This is a genomic window from Paraburkholderia sp. WS6, from assembly GCF_030464835.1.
GTDB lineage: Bacteria > Pseudomonadota > Gammaproteobacteria > Burkholderiales > Burkholderiaceae > Paraburkholderia > Paraburkholderia madseniana.
In genome coordinates, this window is sequence record NZ_JALQCK010000029.1 from 1 (window position 1) to 13632 (window position 13632).

The window sequence follows — 13632 nt, forward strand, 5'->3', positions numbered from 1 at the left end:
GTCAGGCCATACATGCTCGGCGACGTGTACACCAGCGAGTTATTCACGCGGTACAGCGTATCCAGCGAATCGATATCGCCCGGGTGTGCGCCGTACGCGCCCGTCAGCCACGTGGTCGGGCTATAAGGCGACAGCAGCGTGTAGTACGACGTGTATTGACGGCCGGCCGTGAACGAGCCGTAGGTGGCGTTGGCCACGCCGACGTACGCCTGCCGGTTGAACGCCAGACCGGAGACGGCCTGTGCGCCGGTTGCACTGTTAAAGCCTTCTTCCAACTGGAAGATCGCCTTCGTGCCGCCGCCCAGATCTTCGGAGCCCTTCAAACCGAAGCGGCTGCCCGCCCAGATGCCGTTCACCATCTTGATCACCGAGCGGCCGCCACTCGTTGAACCAAGCGACGTCTGGCTGCTCTGATAACCGATCCCCGCATCGACGATCCCGTACAGCGTCACACTGCTCTGGGCGTGTGCGCCGAGGGCGACCAACCCAAGGGCCGAGGTTGCTATTACCTTTTTCATTTCTGCTCCTCTTTAAAAATCTTTTCTCAATCTCTAACACCCGTAATCGCCCCGCTAATCCAAGGTGTGCAGAGCTAGCCGGCTCAGCATGCCGGTGCAAATGCGAAGAGGGGTGAGCACTGAGTGACGCCTGGATCTCCAAACCAGCACGAAGTGTCGTTCAAACGCGATCCGATGTCTTTCGGGGTTTATACGCATTTGTACGATCTAGTTAGTTTTTTTCTGGTGCGATTTTGATTGAGTTAGCGCGGCCGGCCTGATCAGCCCGAGGTTCCGAACAACTGCACCACCAGACCACGCAGCCAACGGTTGCCCGCTTCGTGGTGATATCTGGCGTGCCAGTGCTGCCGAACGGCAAAACCATCCACAGGAACCGGACACGGATGGACCGCCAGATCATTGACCTTTGCCAGCGTCTCACCGATGTGTCGCGGCAGCGTGGCGATCAGGTCGGTACTCTTGATGATCGCCCCGAGCCCGAGGAAACCCGGTAACTCCAGCACCACGTCGCGATCGATATGCTCACGGATCAGCGCCTGTTCGAGCAGTTGCGCTCCCGTCCCCGCAGTGATCGTGACATGTCCCTCCACGCGATAGTGCTTCAGGCCGAGTTTGGTGCCTAACCTCGGGTGACGGCGATTCGCCAGACAGACCCAGTCCTGCAGGTATAGCTGCTGCTGGTAAATCCCACCGCCAAGCCAGGGCACATGGCCGATCGCAAGGTCGGCCTCACCGGATTCCAGCGCCCGCTCCGTATTGCCGTCAATCCTCGTCGCTTCGAGGCGCAGGCCCGGCGCCTGCACGCGTACGTGCGCCAGCAATCGTGGAAGCAATGTTATGTGGCTGGCGTCGGTCATGCAGATGCGGAACCGCCGCTTCGCGGTGGCTGGATCGAACGCGATCTCCCACGCAGCGAAGCGTCGCAGCGATTCGAGAATCTCCCGGCACGGACCGATCAGCGCATCGGCTTGCGGCGTCGGCGCCATACCGCCAGATGTACGTATGAACAAGGGGTCCTGCAGATGCTCCCGCAAACGCCCGAGCCAGATGCTAATCGTCGGCTGACTTTGTCCGAGCTGCTCGGCCACACGCGTGACGCTGCGGGCGTCGTACAGAAGGTCGAAAAGTTGTAGAAGTTTCAGATCAGGAAGTTCGGTCGAGTTCATAGGATTATTGCCCTCCGCAATGACATCATTGTATTCATTGCATTGCCGATATGAGCGTCGGCCCGTATCTTGGTCTCCAAGTTAAGGAGACGGCAGTGAAGATTGCGATTCTGGGTGCTGGGGCGCTGGGCTGTGCCATTGGCGCGGCGCTGACCGAAGGCGGCAACGAGGTCTGGTTGCTGAACCGTTCGGTGGTGCATGTGGAGGCGATGAGGTGTGACGGACTACAGGTGGACGATGCGGAGGGTTCTCGTCGCGTGAAGGTCCGCGCGGCGACACAGGCGGCCGAGGCCGGTGTCGTCGATCTGGTCGTCGTGCTGGTCAAATCGTTTCACACCGATGCCGCGATGCGCGGCGCACTGGAGCTGATCGGACCCGAAACGCTGGTCCTGTCGTTACAGAACGGCCTGGGGCACGAAGATGTGCTCGCCGGCATCGTGGGGCGCGAACGCGTGCTGGCTGGCAAGACGTACGTTGGCGGCGTGATGCGCAACCCCGGCCACATCGAGTCAGGCGTCGCCGGCAAGGCCACCTACATCGGCGAACTCGACGGCCGGATTACCTCCCGCGCGACGGCGCTCGCCGACACCTTCAACGCTGCCGGACTGGCCACCACGGTCAGCGACAACATCGTCGGCACGATGTGGGACAAGCTGCTGGTCAATGTCGCGACTGGCGCGCTGACCGGCATCACCGGCCTGACGTACGGCCAACTCTACGACGAAGCGCTTCTGAAGACGACCGCGCTCGCAGCGGTCGCCGAGGCGATGGCGGTCGCTCGCGCCGCCGGTGTGAAGCTCTCCACCACTAATCCCGAACGCCCGTGGACGCTCGCCGGAGAAGGACTCTCCCCTGCCTTCAAGACCTCGATGTTGCAAAGCCTCGAGAAGGGCTCCATCACCGAAATCGACTTTATCAACGGCGCGGTCGTGTGCTGGGGACAACGGCACGGCGTCCCGACCCCGGTCAACGCGACGCTGGTGACCTGCATCAAGGGCATCGAGCGCGCCATGACCGACCGACAACATAGGGAGACAACCGCATGAACGGCAGCAAGGCCTATCTGGAGCACGTCGCCATCTGGGTGAAAGATATTCACTGGCATATCCGTTTTTTCGAGGACGTGCTCGGCATGACGATGCGCGAGGTCGACGGCACGGTCGAGGAACCCCGGCAGTACTGGACGCTCGGCGGTCTGCAACTCATCCATAACCCCAACCATGACGCGCCTGAAGGCCGGCTCGGCCATCTCGGCGTGATGTGCGAAGACATGGAGGCGGCGCTCGCCGCCGCGCATCGATACGACGTCAGCGAAATGCCGCAGGGACGCAACTGGTTGCGCCTGCCGGACGGACTCGCCGTCGAACTGATTCAGGCCAGGCCCGCCTCGTGCGTGGCGCGGGCACTGGACATCAATCCGCGCGCGGAGGTGTGACATGACGATCGTCGATAAATACTGGGACGATGCCCGCGAAGGCGACGAATGCGTGAGCCCGACTTACACGGTGACCAAAGAACGCATTCTGGCCTACGCCGATCTCACTGGCGATCACACGCCGGTCCACGTAGACGAGGCATACGCGAACGCGAGCCACTTCGGCTCGATCGTCGCACACGGCCTGTTCGGCTTGTCTATTGCCGATGGCCTCAAGACCCAAAGCACTTATCGCTTCCTGCCCGGCATGTCGCTCGGCTGGACGTGGGATTTCAACCTGCCGATCAAGGTCAACGACGTACTGCACGTGAAATTCCGCGTGGGCGCGATGCGCGCGAGCAAAAGCCGTCCAGACTGGGGCATCGTCGTGCTGCCCTCCGATCTGATCAATCAGGATGGCCAGGTTGTCCAGCACGGCGAACATCGTCTGATGGTGCCGCGCCGGCCGGGAGCGTTCTGATGCAAGCCCGTCCTCTCGAAGGTATTCGCGTCGTCGACTACAGCCATTTTCTGGCTGGCCCGTACGTCGGGCGCTGCCTCGCAGCGCTCGGCGCCGAAGTCATCAAGGTCGAACGTCCGGTCAGCGGCGACGCTGGACGTCAGCACGCCACCGTGCTCGATGATGAGCAAAGCGGCTACTTCCTGCAGCTCAACATGGGAAAACGCGGTGTTAGCGTCAACATGAAGGACTCGCGCGGCAAGGAATTCATGCAGCGTCTGTGCGACTCGGCGGACGTGTTTGTCGAGAACTATCGGCCCGGCGCGCTGAACAAGCTCGGGCTCGGCTATGACGAATTGTCCGCGCGCAATCCGGGCCTCGTCTACTGCTCGATCTCTGCATACGGCCATACGGGGCCGGACGCGCATCGCGCCGGCTTCGGCCTCATTGCCGAAGCGAAGAGCGGGATCATGCAGATGATCGGCAATCCCGGCGAGCCACCGCCGCTGATGCGCATCTCGCTCGGCGACATGTACACCGGCATTCACGCGGTGGCGGCGATCAACGCAGCGCTACTCGGCCGCGTGACGAGCGGCCGGGGCCAGCACATCGATATGGCGCTGTACGACACGCTGGTGTCGATGCACGAATACGCGGTGCAGTGCTACACGATGCAAGGCATCGTCCCCGAACAGACCGGCCACGACATGCCGACGTCGACGCTCTACGGCGTGTTCCGTGCCGCTGATGGCGACCTTGTGATCGCCGCGCAAGTAGACGACGCGTGGAAGCGTTTCGCAGCGCTGATCGAAGCGCATGGCGGCCCCGCTGGTTTCGGCACTGACACGCGTTTTCACACCGTCGCGGGACGCAATGCGAACCGGTTGGAGATTCTGTCCATCGTGAAGCCCTGGGTGGCCAACCAACCGGTCGCACAGGTGCTGGACCTGCTCGATGCCATTGACGTGCCCTGCGCGAAGGTGCAACGCATCGACGAAGTGCTCACCGATCCGCAGATCGTCGCGCGAGGCATGGTCGTCGAGCAGGAGCACCCGCGTTACGGGAAGTTGCGTCTGCCGAACCTGCCGTTCCGGTTCTCCGACTGCGACACGACGATTCACGAGGTCGCGCCCGATCTCGGTCAGCACAACGCGGAAGTCGCGCAGTCGCTCGGCTTCGGTGCCGCCGAAATCGACGCAATGCAAACCGATGGTGTGCTGTATTCAAAGCTGAGGCCGTGATGACTGACCAGTACGCCGTGATCGGCAACCCAATCGGCCATACGAAATCTCCATTGATCCACGGCCTCTTTGCGCAAGAGACGCAGCAGGATATGTCCTATACGGCCATCGAGGGTCCAGTCGAGCCGCAGGATGCCTTCGCCGGGACCGTACGTGCGTTCGTTGCGGGGGGCGGCAAAGGCATGAATGTGACCGCGCCGTTCAAACTGAAGGCGTTCGCGATCGCCGATGAGCGCAGCGAGCGCGCCGCACTCGCTGGCGCGGCCAACGCGTTGAGCTTCAAGGATGGCCGGATCGTTGCCGAGAACTTCGACGGTGTCGGCCTGGTGCGCGACATCGAAGTTAACCTGAGCCTGCCGATGGCCGGCAAGCGCGTGCTGGTTCTTGGCGCGGGGGGCGCAGTGCGTGGCGCATTGCTACCGTTCATTGCGGCGCGGCCTGGTGAACTGGTCATCGCAAACAGGGACGTCTCCAAGGTAAAGGCGCTGGTAGCGCAAGTCGCGGCCGGAAGTCCCCTGGTCGCCTGCGGCTACGGCGAGCTTGAAACGATGGGACGCTTCGACCTGGTGGTCAATGCGACATCGGCCAGCCTCACCGGCGAGTTGCCGCCGGTTCCGCCGAGCGTTTTCAGCCCATCGGGTGTGGCCTATGAACTCGCCTACGGCAAGCGACTGACGCCTTTCCTGAGGCTCGCACGCAATGCGGGCGTGGCGGGCGTCGCGGACGGTGTCGGCATGCTGGTGGAGCAAGCCGCGGAAGCATTCGCCTGGTGGCGCGGCGTACGGCCCCAGACGCATGCCGTAATCGACAGGCTTACCGTTCCGCTCGATTGAGCTTGAACCGACACCATATCGGGGAAAAGACGCGCCTATGAATTTTTTCTGTCGCCCAAGACAATTTTGTGGATATTAGCCGGATACACCCAGTCGCGGGCCTGCCGCTCGATAAGATCCATAAATGCTGGGGGGCCACTGCAGTAGATCTGAGTGTTCGCATGTGCCGGGCTCATCGCGTGCGAAGTGGTCTGCTCCAATCGGTCAGCATTCAAGCCAAAATGGTGATGGATCCCACCTTCCCTTTTAAGCGCGTCGAGTTCTTTCCGAAAGACTGCACGTTCAGGTGATCGAGCGAAGTTGTGCAGCTCGAATTTTTGACCTGCCAAGGCAAGCCGATTCGCGATTCCCGCTATCGATGCGGCGCCAACGCCTCCAGCAAAAAGAATAGATCGTGTGCTATCGTCTAAAACAACCGTAGGACTCCGTGGCGTTACGATGAACGCCTCGTCTCCTTGACTCAGTGAGATGTCAGCCGTTTCTGCGTCCGTATCGTCATCATCCTGTCGCACAGCGATCACATATGCGCTCGGCCGGGACGTAAAACAGCACAGCGGATATATTCTTTCCTTGCAGATGACGTTGTCCCGAACAAGGGTGATGCAAGCGCCATCGTCAAACGACGGAAGCTCCGATCGGGACCTGGCTTGAAGTTCGACGGCATGGTAACTCTCGGCAAGTTGCCATTTCCGTGTGATGATGACCGGGAGGAGGTTGTCGTGCATGTCTTCTCCAATAGGATCTTCGTCTTCCGAAATCGGGAGTTCGTCGATGTATGGATTGCATGAGATGGCCGGCCCAGGAAACTGTTCGAAGGACCGCTGAATGTCAGATTCAGGTTAGGGCGCGAGAAATCCACCAGCAAGGCGTTCAACGCGCATACCACGTATACAACCATGCGGATAAAGGTGGCCGTTGGCTGGTTTTCACCCTTCGCTTAGTTCAACCGCGCCTCAGGCGCCAAAGTGTGAGTGCACCGTGAACCTCGAATGCGGCCACACCTTCTCTTTCAGCCCCGACGGCGAACACTTCCTGCTCGACGGCGAGCCGTTCCAGATTCGCAGCGGCGAGATGCACCCGGCCCGCATCCCGCGCGAGTATTGGCAGCATCGAATCAGGATGGCCAAGGCGATGGGGATGAACTGCATCGCCTTGTACATCATGTGGAATTACCACGAGACACGTCCGGGCGTGTTCGATTTCCGCAGCGGCAACCGCGATATCGAGGCCTTCATCCGGCTGTGCCAGTCCGAAGGAATGTGGGTGCTGCTGCGCCCCGGGCCCTACGTCTGCGCCGAATGGGATCTGGGAGGGCTCCCTTCCTACCTGTTGAGCGATCCGGACGTCCAGTTGAGGACCGACTCGGCCACCGATGCTCGTTACATGGCGGCGGTGGCTCGCTACATCGAGGAACTGGTCCCACGTATTAAGCCGTTGCTGACCCAAAACGGCGGACCGATCCTGATGATCCAGATCGAAAATGAATTCGGTTCGTATGCGAGCAATCCGGCATACCTCGAAGAGCTCAGGCAGCTTTGGCTCAAAGGAGGTGTAACCGGGCCGTTCTACACCGAAGATGGCCTCCTGCAACTCGAACGCAATCGCACCACGGTAAGCGGTGGTGCGATTGCGTTGAGCAATGGCGATGCGGCGCAAATCGCAACCGTCCGCCGGGAATTCCCCGCGGTGCCCGCGATGGCCGGTGAGGTGTACCCAGGGTGGCTCACTCATTGGGGTGAACCGGGTTTCGCAGGGTTGAACTACGACCTCTCGCACACCTTGACCGCGTTCATGCAGTCGAAACGGTCGTTCAATCTGTATGTCATTCACGGCGGTACGAGCTTTGGTTTCTATGCCGGCGCGAACGTGGATGATTCAGGCAACTATCAGCCCGACATCACCAGCTACGACTATTCGGCGCCGATCAACGAGCAGGGCGCGGCGACACCGAAGTATATGAAGTACCGCGACATCATCGGCGGCTACCTGCCTGCGCCGTTGCCCGATGTCCCTGGCGCCATCGCCACGCTCGAATGCACAGGCGTCGATGCTTTGATGCCAACCCTCTACGCGTCGATCTGGGACAACCTGCCCGCGGCGCTGCCGCGCGAACAGAGCATCGATCCACAGTCCTTCGAGAGTTATGGTCAGGCGTTTGGCTTCGTGCTGTACCGCAAGCAGTTGCAAGAGTACGCGAGTGGTGTGCTGGATATCAGCAGTGTTCATGACTATGCGACCGTTTTCGTCGGCGAACGCTACGCGGGCGGCGTGTCGAGGGCGCAAATACCGCCGGAGTACGCACAGCCGCTCCACGTGATGCATCGCACGCCACTCGCGCTACCTTCGACGTTGCCGGAGCGCGAGTCGAACTCAGGTGGCCCAGTATCGTTAGAGATCCTCGTGGAGGGCATGGGGCGGGTCAACTTCGGCCCCGCGCTCGTCGACCGCAAAGGACTGGTCGACCCGGTCAGGATGAAAATCGCCGATGGGTCGTTCGCCATGCTCAAGGGCTGGGAAGTCTTCCTGCTGCCGATGGATGAAACGTTTATCGCCAACCTGAAGGGAAGCTGCGCGAACCCGCTGAAGCCCGGGCTATTCTTCAAGGCAAGCTTGCGGCTGGATGAAGTCGGCGACACCTGGCTTGACATGAGCAACTGGACCAAGGGCGTCGTCTGGGTCAACGGGCACAATCTCGGACGCTACTGGAATATCGGTCCGCAAAAGCGCCTGTATTGCCCCGCGCCGTGGCTCGTGCGAGGTGACAACGAGGTGCTTATCTTCGACTTGCACCAGATCCAGGCGAAGCCGGTGGAACTGGCGGATACGTTGTCCTAGCGGGAGCGCCGTGGGCCGATTCCGGGCATGCGGCAACAATGCGGCCACATCCGCATCACTACCCCGCTTCAACGATCGGCAACAGTTCCAGCGTAAGCACTTCGAACGGCGCGAGTTGGACTTCCTGCGGCACGTCAGCGTCTAGCAAAGCTGGAATATCGGAAACCCCTCCATGCCAAATGCTATGTGCATTGAAGCGCGCCGCCGCCGCGGCCGGCAACTCCAGGTGTCGCCGCAGATCCAGCGTGAAGCGTTGCGCGCGGCTGTCCGGATTGCGAAGCGTCACGATCGACTTGTGCTGCGCCCACGCTGCCCAACCGTAGACCGCTAGCTGGTCAGGTGCCCCGCCGATCCAGTGGCTGTCGCGCAGTACATCGCCGTTTTCGCGCGCCCATCTGGCGGCCTCCGCGAGCACATCCCAGTCGGACTCGCCCAGCAGCACCGGCGTAATGTATAGCTCCTGCAATTGCGTGCCGCTGCCGAAGTAGGAACGCACCTCGTTGGCGAAATCATCGCCTGCCGACGTGTTGAGGCGCGGATTGCACTGCGCGAAGAGGATGCCGTGCAGCATCAGCGAATTGAGCGGGAAGAGCGGACTGCGCACCACGACGTTGTGGTACGTCTGCGCGTCGCGGTACGTAATCCAGCGCTCACGGTTAGTGCCGGTTCCGGCCAGATCGTCGTCCCTGCCACCGCGCCAGATGGAGTCCGCGTAGCGCAACCAGAACGGCGACGGATGCGTCCCTGTAGTGAGATTGATGAAGGTATCCGGTTTGACCGCGCGGATGTGCTCGATGAGCTGGATCGCCGCGTCCCAATCGCTATCGAAGAGGCTGCCTGGAAACACCGTGTCGGCGTTGCCTGTCCCGTCGAACTTGAACTGGTTGACGCCGTCCTCATCAAGCAAGGCCATCACGACTTCGTGAAAGCGTCGATAGTAATTCGGCCCCGATAGCGCGAGTCCGTTATCGATGACCTCATATCCGGCGGCACGGCCGCGCGCTACGCGCTCCTGTTTCGGCGCTCCGTAGCCACCCCACGGGGACAGCCATACGCCGGGCGCGGCGCCGTATCGTGCTGCAGCGTCGCGCAGCGGAACGAAGCCATGCGGAAAATCCTTGCTGAAATGCCAGCCGCCGCTAAGGTCGTCCCAGCCGTCGTCGAACAGAAACGAATCGATCTGCACGCCGCGCGCTTCATGCAACTCGCGGCCGATTGTTTCGATGCGCTCCAGCGCTTGCTGCTGTGTGTACGGCGTGAGGTAGCCGATGTCGCCCCAACTGTTGTAGTGCAGAAACGGGCGGTACGGGTGAGCCCGCTCCCGTTCCAGATAGGTGGCGAAGTCGCGCCGCAACTGGCCGTCGCGCACGACGCCGGCCACGGCGGAGTAGACCAGCGTCCTGTTCTTTTCCAGCGGCAATGCGCGTTGCAGAGTAAAGCTGACGCTGTCGCCGTCCACATGACTTTCCGCCAGCGGCAGCTCGAAGCCTAGGAAGAAGTTGCCCGCGATGACAGGCGTGCCCTTCAGTTCGCTGCTGGCCTGCGCGTCAGCAGCACGCGTCTCCAGCAATGAAACGACGGCGATATTTTCGTCCCGAAGAAGCGCTGTAATCGCTAGCTTTTCGCGCAGGTATCGTGAGCCTTCGCGCTGCTCCACACTCCACTCCACCTTCAGACGGCCTTGAGCGTCGACGAGTGTGGCACTCACGCGTCGGCCTGCGATTCGTTCAGCCAGGCGGGACGCGTGGGGGTTGGGTGCGAGCGCGGTTTCGTTCAGCGGCGCATGGATTCTCAGCTCGGCCACGCCAACAGACCTTCCGTCATCGAGCAATAGCGCGAATGGCGCCACGATGGGCAGCGTGCGTTGCCCCGCGAAATCCATCAGTGAGAAATCGGCGAGACGTTCGTCCCTGACGGTCCAGCGCAACGCGAGCGCGTCGTTACCGAATGAGCAGGCATCACCCGTCGTCTGGAACACGGGCATGCCGGCTTGCGTGGGGAAAGCATCGTTGACGCGCATTGAGAGGCCTGTCTCGAGCAGGAGCAACGTCCATAGAGTACCGGCAACGGCCCAGCGCGTCCAAGCCTGCCGGCGAACCCGGCTCCGGCCTAGTTCGCCAGGGCGTTCTGCTCAGGCGGCTCTAGCATGTCGTCCTCGTCGACATCGCGCGTGACGCCGAGCAAGCCTTCCGACTTGGCCACCACCACGGTGGCGATGCTATTGCCGATCACGTTGGTCGCCGTGCGGCCCATGTCGAGAAACTGGTCGATGCCGAGGATCAGCAGAACGCCGGCCTCGGGCAGCTTGAACATCGGCAGAACGGCAGCCACCACGACGATGGACGCCCGCGGCACACCGGCGATGCCCTTGCTCGTGATCATCAGCACCAGCAGCATGGTGATCTGCTCCGTCAGGCTGAGCTGGATGTTGTAGGCCTGGGCGATGAACAGCGACGCGAAGGCGGAGTACATCATCGAGCCATCGAGGTTGAACGAATAGCCGAGCGGCAACACGAAGCCGGTGATCTTGTCGGGTACACCGAACTTCTTCAGTTGCTCCATGACCGAGGGATAGGCGGCCTCGCTGCTGGCGGTCGAGAAAGCCAGGATGGTTGGCTGCTTGACCAGCTTGAGCAGCGTAAATACGCGTGCGCCAAGGAACAGATAGCCCGCTCCGATCAATGCCGCCCACAGCACCAGCAGGGCCACGTAGAACTCGCCGATGAACCTGCCGTAGGTCACGAGCACGCCGATGCCCTGAACGGTGATCGCGGCGGCCACCGCCCCGAATACGCCGAGTGGGGCAAAGCGCATCACGTAGTCGGTAACGCGCAGCATCGTCTTGCCCAGGTCGTCGATCGGCGCGAGCAGATGCTGGCCGGCGCGGCCCTTGAACGACGCGATGGCGAAACCGAAGAACAGCGAGAAGACCAGAATCTGCAGCACCTCGTTCTGGGACATCGCCTCGAACACGCTCCTGGGGAAAACGTGGGTGACAAAGTCCTTCAGGTTCAGCGTGGAGGTCTGCAGATTGGTCGTGGCGGCGATGTCCGGCAGAGGCAGGTTAAGCGCGTGGCCCGGCTGCAGGACGTTCACGAACAGCATACCGAACAGCAGCGATACCACCGAGGCGGAGATGAACCACCCCATTGCCTTGGCGCCCATGCGACCGACGGCGGACGAGTCCCCCATGCTGGCGATGCCCCCCACCAGGGTCGCGAACACCAGCGGCGCGATGACCATTTTTATCAGACGCAGGAACACATCTGTGGCAATCGAGAAATAACCGGCGATCGCCTTGGCGGCCTTTGCGTCGGGTGCGTTGATGTTGCAAAGGTAACCCACAGCAACACCCAGAACCATGGCGACCATGATCCACGTCGTAAGCTTGTTCGTCTTCATGAATTCCTGTCTCCGGCAACTGCGCTAGATCGTGGGTTGAGCATCAATCAATTAGTACCTGGGCAACGCGTCGTCTCCCGGCTCGACACCGGGTGCTTCATACGGTCAGATCGCTTTTACTGCTTCGGCGGGATATGAAGCGGCGTGGGCTGCGTGAGTACCTCGGGCTTGAGGATCTCGTCGAGCTGTTGCTCGGACAACAGCCCCCTCGCGAGCACGATGTCGTAGACGCGTCCGCCCGTGGCATGTGCCTCCATCGCGACGGATGTCGCGTTGGCGTAGCCGATGTACGGATTGAGTGCCGTCACGATGCCGATCGAGTTCTCGACCGACGCGCGCAAGTGCGCCTCGTTGGCGGTAATGCCTTTGACACAGCGCTCGGCGAGTGTCAGGCAGCCGTTGCGCAGGTGGGTCACGCTCTTGAACAGGCTGTGCGCGATGATCGGCTCGAACGCATTCAACTGGAGCTGACCTGCCTCGGCCGCGAAACTCACGGTGACATCGTTGCCGATGACCTCGAACGCAATCTGGTTCACGACCTCGGGAATGACTGGGTTGACCTTCCCTGGCATGATGCTCGAGCCAGCCTGCATGGGCGGGAGATTGATTTCCCCAAGACCCGCACGGGGACCGCTGGAGAGCAGACGCAAGTCGTTGCAGGTTTTTGAAAGCTTGACTGCCACGCGCTTGAGCACGCCGGACAACTGAACGAAAGCGCCACAGTCCTGCGTCGCTTCTATGAGGTTGGGTGCCGTGACAAGCGGAATGCCGGTAATTTCCTTGAGATGCTTCAGGATCAGCGGTGCGTAATCGGGATGCGCGGTAATGCCCGTTCCGATCGCGGTCGCGCCCATGTTGATTTCACAGATCAGCAGCGCCGCCTCCCGAAGCCGCTCCTCATCCTCTCCGAGCATCACGGCGTAGGTGCTGAACTCCTGGCCGAGCGTCATCGGCACCGCATCCTGCAATTGCGTACGTCCCATTTTCAGAACGTCCTTGAACTCCAGCGACTTTGCTTCGAAAGCGCGCCGCAAAACGGCCATCGCGTTGATGAGACTCAGAATGCCGAACCATGTCGCGACTTTCAGGGCCGAAGGGTACACATCGTTGGTGCTCTGGCCAATGTTGACCTGCTCATTCGGGTGCAAATACTGGTATTCGCCTTTCTTCTTCCCTAACAGTTCGAGCGCGCGGTTGGCAATCACCTCGTTCGCATTCATGTTGGTCGATGTCCCCGCGCCGCCCTGAATGACGTCAACCACAAACTGATCATGCAGCTTGCCTTCCAGCAATTCAGCGCAGGCGCCGACGATGGCGTCACAACGCGTCGCGTCGAGCAGACCCAGTTCATGATTCGCCTGTGCGGCGGCCTGTTTGATGCAAGCCAGTGCCTTGATCAACTCCGGGTATACCGAGATCGGCGAACCGGTAATCGGGAAATTTTCCAGCGCGCGTAGCGTGTGAACCCCATAGTAGACGTGAGCGGGAACGTCACGATCGCCAAGCAGATCATGTTCGGTTCTAAAGAAGATTTCAGCGGCCATAGACATGTTCCTCACGCGGGATGGAGGTTGAAGACACCCTTGCACCTATATGGAGGAAACAAAAATCCAGCGCGACCGTCATGCTAATTTTTCATGACCCGCGCCAGTCCACGCATAGGTCAGCCGGGTTTGTCGGAAATTACATGATGGCGAAACCGAAATCAGGCAGAATTCGAACACGAATGCCGGTTTGTGACGCGGCCGGTGACATCCAAAACA

12 protein-coding genes are annotated in these 13632 nt (G+C 61.0%); 6 read left to right on the forward strand and 6 right to left on the reverse strand.

What is annotated here, in order from left to right; genetic code table 11:
* Positions 1 to 518: porin (locus tag M0D64_RS28810; protein ID WP_266260245.1), on the reverse strand; the 518-nt coding region annotated here is incomplete at its 3' end.
* 260 nt (positions 519 to 778) lie between these two features.
* Positions 779 to 1684, reverse strand: a complete 906-nt coding sequence (locus M0D64_RS28815) for a LysR family transcriptional regulator (RefSeq protein WP_266260247.1) — start codon at positions 1682 to 1684, stop codon at positions 779 to 781.
* A gap of 95 nt (positions 1685 to 1779) precedes the next feature.
* Between M0D64_RS28815 and M0D64_RS28820 the strand changes: the two genes are divergently transcribed.
* The 5 genes from M0D64_RS28820 to aroE are packed head-to-tail and all read left to right on the forward strand — an operon-like array spanning position 1780 to position 5632.
* Positions 1780 to 2730: a ketopantoate reductase family protein gene (locus tag M0D64_RS28820; protein WP_266260248.1), complete on the forward strand. Its 951-nt coding sequence runs from the start codon at positions 1780 to 1782 to the stop codon at positions 2728 to 2730.
* Entirely contained in the window at positions 2727 to 3119 is a 393-nt protein-coding gene (locus tag M0D64_RS28825) for a VOC family protein (protein ID WP_266260249.1), read from the forward strand. Before M0D64_RS28820 ends, M0D64_RS28825 begins: the two co-directional genes overlap by 4 nt.
* A 1-nt stretch (position 3120) precedes the next feature.
* Entirely contained in the window at positions 3121 to 3579 is a 459-nt protein-coding gene (locus M0D64_RS28830) for a MaoC family dehydratase (protein WP_093635361.1), read from the forward strand.
* The gene (locus M0D64_RS28835; RefSeq protein WP_266260251.1) at positions 3579 to 4799 is read left to right on the forward strand and encodes a CaiB/BaiF CoA-transferase family protein; all 1221 of its coding nucleotides are present in this window, start codon (positions 3579 to 3581) and stop codon (positions 4797 to 4799) included. Before M0D64_RS28830 ends, M0D64_RS28835 begins: the two co-directional genes overlap by 1 nt.
* Positions 4799 to 5632, forward strand: coding sequence for a shikimate dehydrogenase (aroE, locus tag M0D64_RS28840; RefSeq protein ID WP_266260252.1), 834 nt, complete (start codon positions 4799 to 4801; stop codon positions 5630 to 5632). Before M0D64_RS28835 ends, aroE begins: the two co-directional genes overlap by 1 nt.
* A gap of 35 nt (positions 5633 to 5667) precedes the next feature.
* Here aroE and M0D64_RS28845 read toward each other — a convergent pair whose 3' ends face one another.
* The gene (locus M0D64_RS28845) at positions 5668 to 6357 is read right to left on the reverse strand and encodes an oxidoreductase (protein WP_266240931.1); all 690 of its coding nucleotides are present in this window, start codon (positions 6355 to 6357) and stop codon (positions 5668 to 5670) included.
* 253 nt (positions 6358 to 6610) lie between these two features.
* Here M0D64_RS28845 and M0D64_RS28850 point away from each other — a divergent pair, with 253 nt between their 5' ends.
* The gene (locus M0D64_RS28850) at positions 6611 to 8467 is read left to right on the forward strand and encodes a beta-galactosidase (protein ID WP_266260254.1); all 1857 of its coding nucleotides are present in this window, start codon (positions 6611 to 6613) and stop codon (positions 8465 to 8467) included.
* Positions 8468 to 8525: 58 nt separating this feature from the next.
* Here M0D64_RS28850 and M0D64_RS28855 read toward each other — a convergent pair whose 3' ends face one another.
* The 3 genes from M0D64_RS28855 to aspA form a co-directional block, all read right to left on the reverse strand.
* Positions 8526 to 10487, reverse strand: a complete 1962-nt coding sequence (locus M0D64_RS28855) for an enterotoxin (RefSeq protein ID WP_266260255.1) — start codon at positions 10485 to 10487, stop codon at positions 8526 to 8528.
* Positions 10488 to 10576: 89 nt separating this feature from the next.
* A complete protein-coding gene (locus M0D64_RS28860) occupies positions 10577 to 11869 on the reverse strand; it encodes a dicarboxylate/amino acid:cation symporter (protein WP_266260257.1) in 1293 nt (430 codons plus the stop codon).
* Between the two features lie 116 nt (positions 11870 to 11985).
* Entirely contained in the window at positions 11986 to 13413 is a 1428-nt protein-coding gene (gene aspA, locus M0D64_RS28865) for an aspartate ammonia-lyase (protein ID WP_266260258.1), read from the reverse strand.
* Positions 13414 to 13632: the final 219 nt, after the last annotated feature.

Coding starts and splice junctions, on each gene's coding strand:
- M0D64_RS28815 (WP_266260247.1), bottom strand. CDS start 1,684: ATGAACTCGACCGAACTTCCTGATCTGAAACTTCTACAACTTTTCGAC.
- M0D64_RS28860 (WP_266260257.1), bottom strand. CDS start 11,869: ATGAAGACGAACAAGCTTACGACGTGGATCATGGTCGCCATGGTTCTG.
- M0D64_RS28835 (WP_266260251.1), top strand. CDS start 3,579: ATGCAAGCCCGTCCTCTCGAAGGTATTCGCGTCGTCGACTACAGCCAT.
- aroE (WP_266260252.1), top strand. CDS start 4,799: ATGACTGACCAGTACGCCGTGATCGGCAACCCAATCGGCCATACGAAA.
- M0D64_RS28855 (WP_266260255.1), bottom strand. CDS start 10,487: ATGCGCGTCAACGATGCTTTCCCCACGCAAGCCGGCATGCCCGTGTTC.
- M0D64_RS28830 (WP_093635361.1), top strand. CDS start 3,121: ATGACGATCGTCGATAAATACTGGGACGATGCCCGCGAAGGCGACGAA.
- M0D64_RS28845 (WP_266240931.1), bottom strand. CDS start 6,357: ATGCACGACAACCTCCTCCCGGTCATCATCACACGGAAATGGCAACTT.
- aspA (WP_266260258.1), bottom strand. CDS start 13,413: ATGGCCGCTGAAATCTTCTTTAGAACCGAACATGATCTGCTTGGCGAT.
- M0D64_RS28825 (WP_266260249.1), top strand. CDS start 2,727: ATGAACGGCAGCAAGGCCTATCTGGAGCACGTCGCCATCTGGGTGAAA.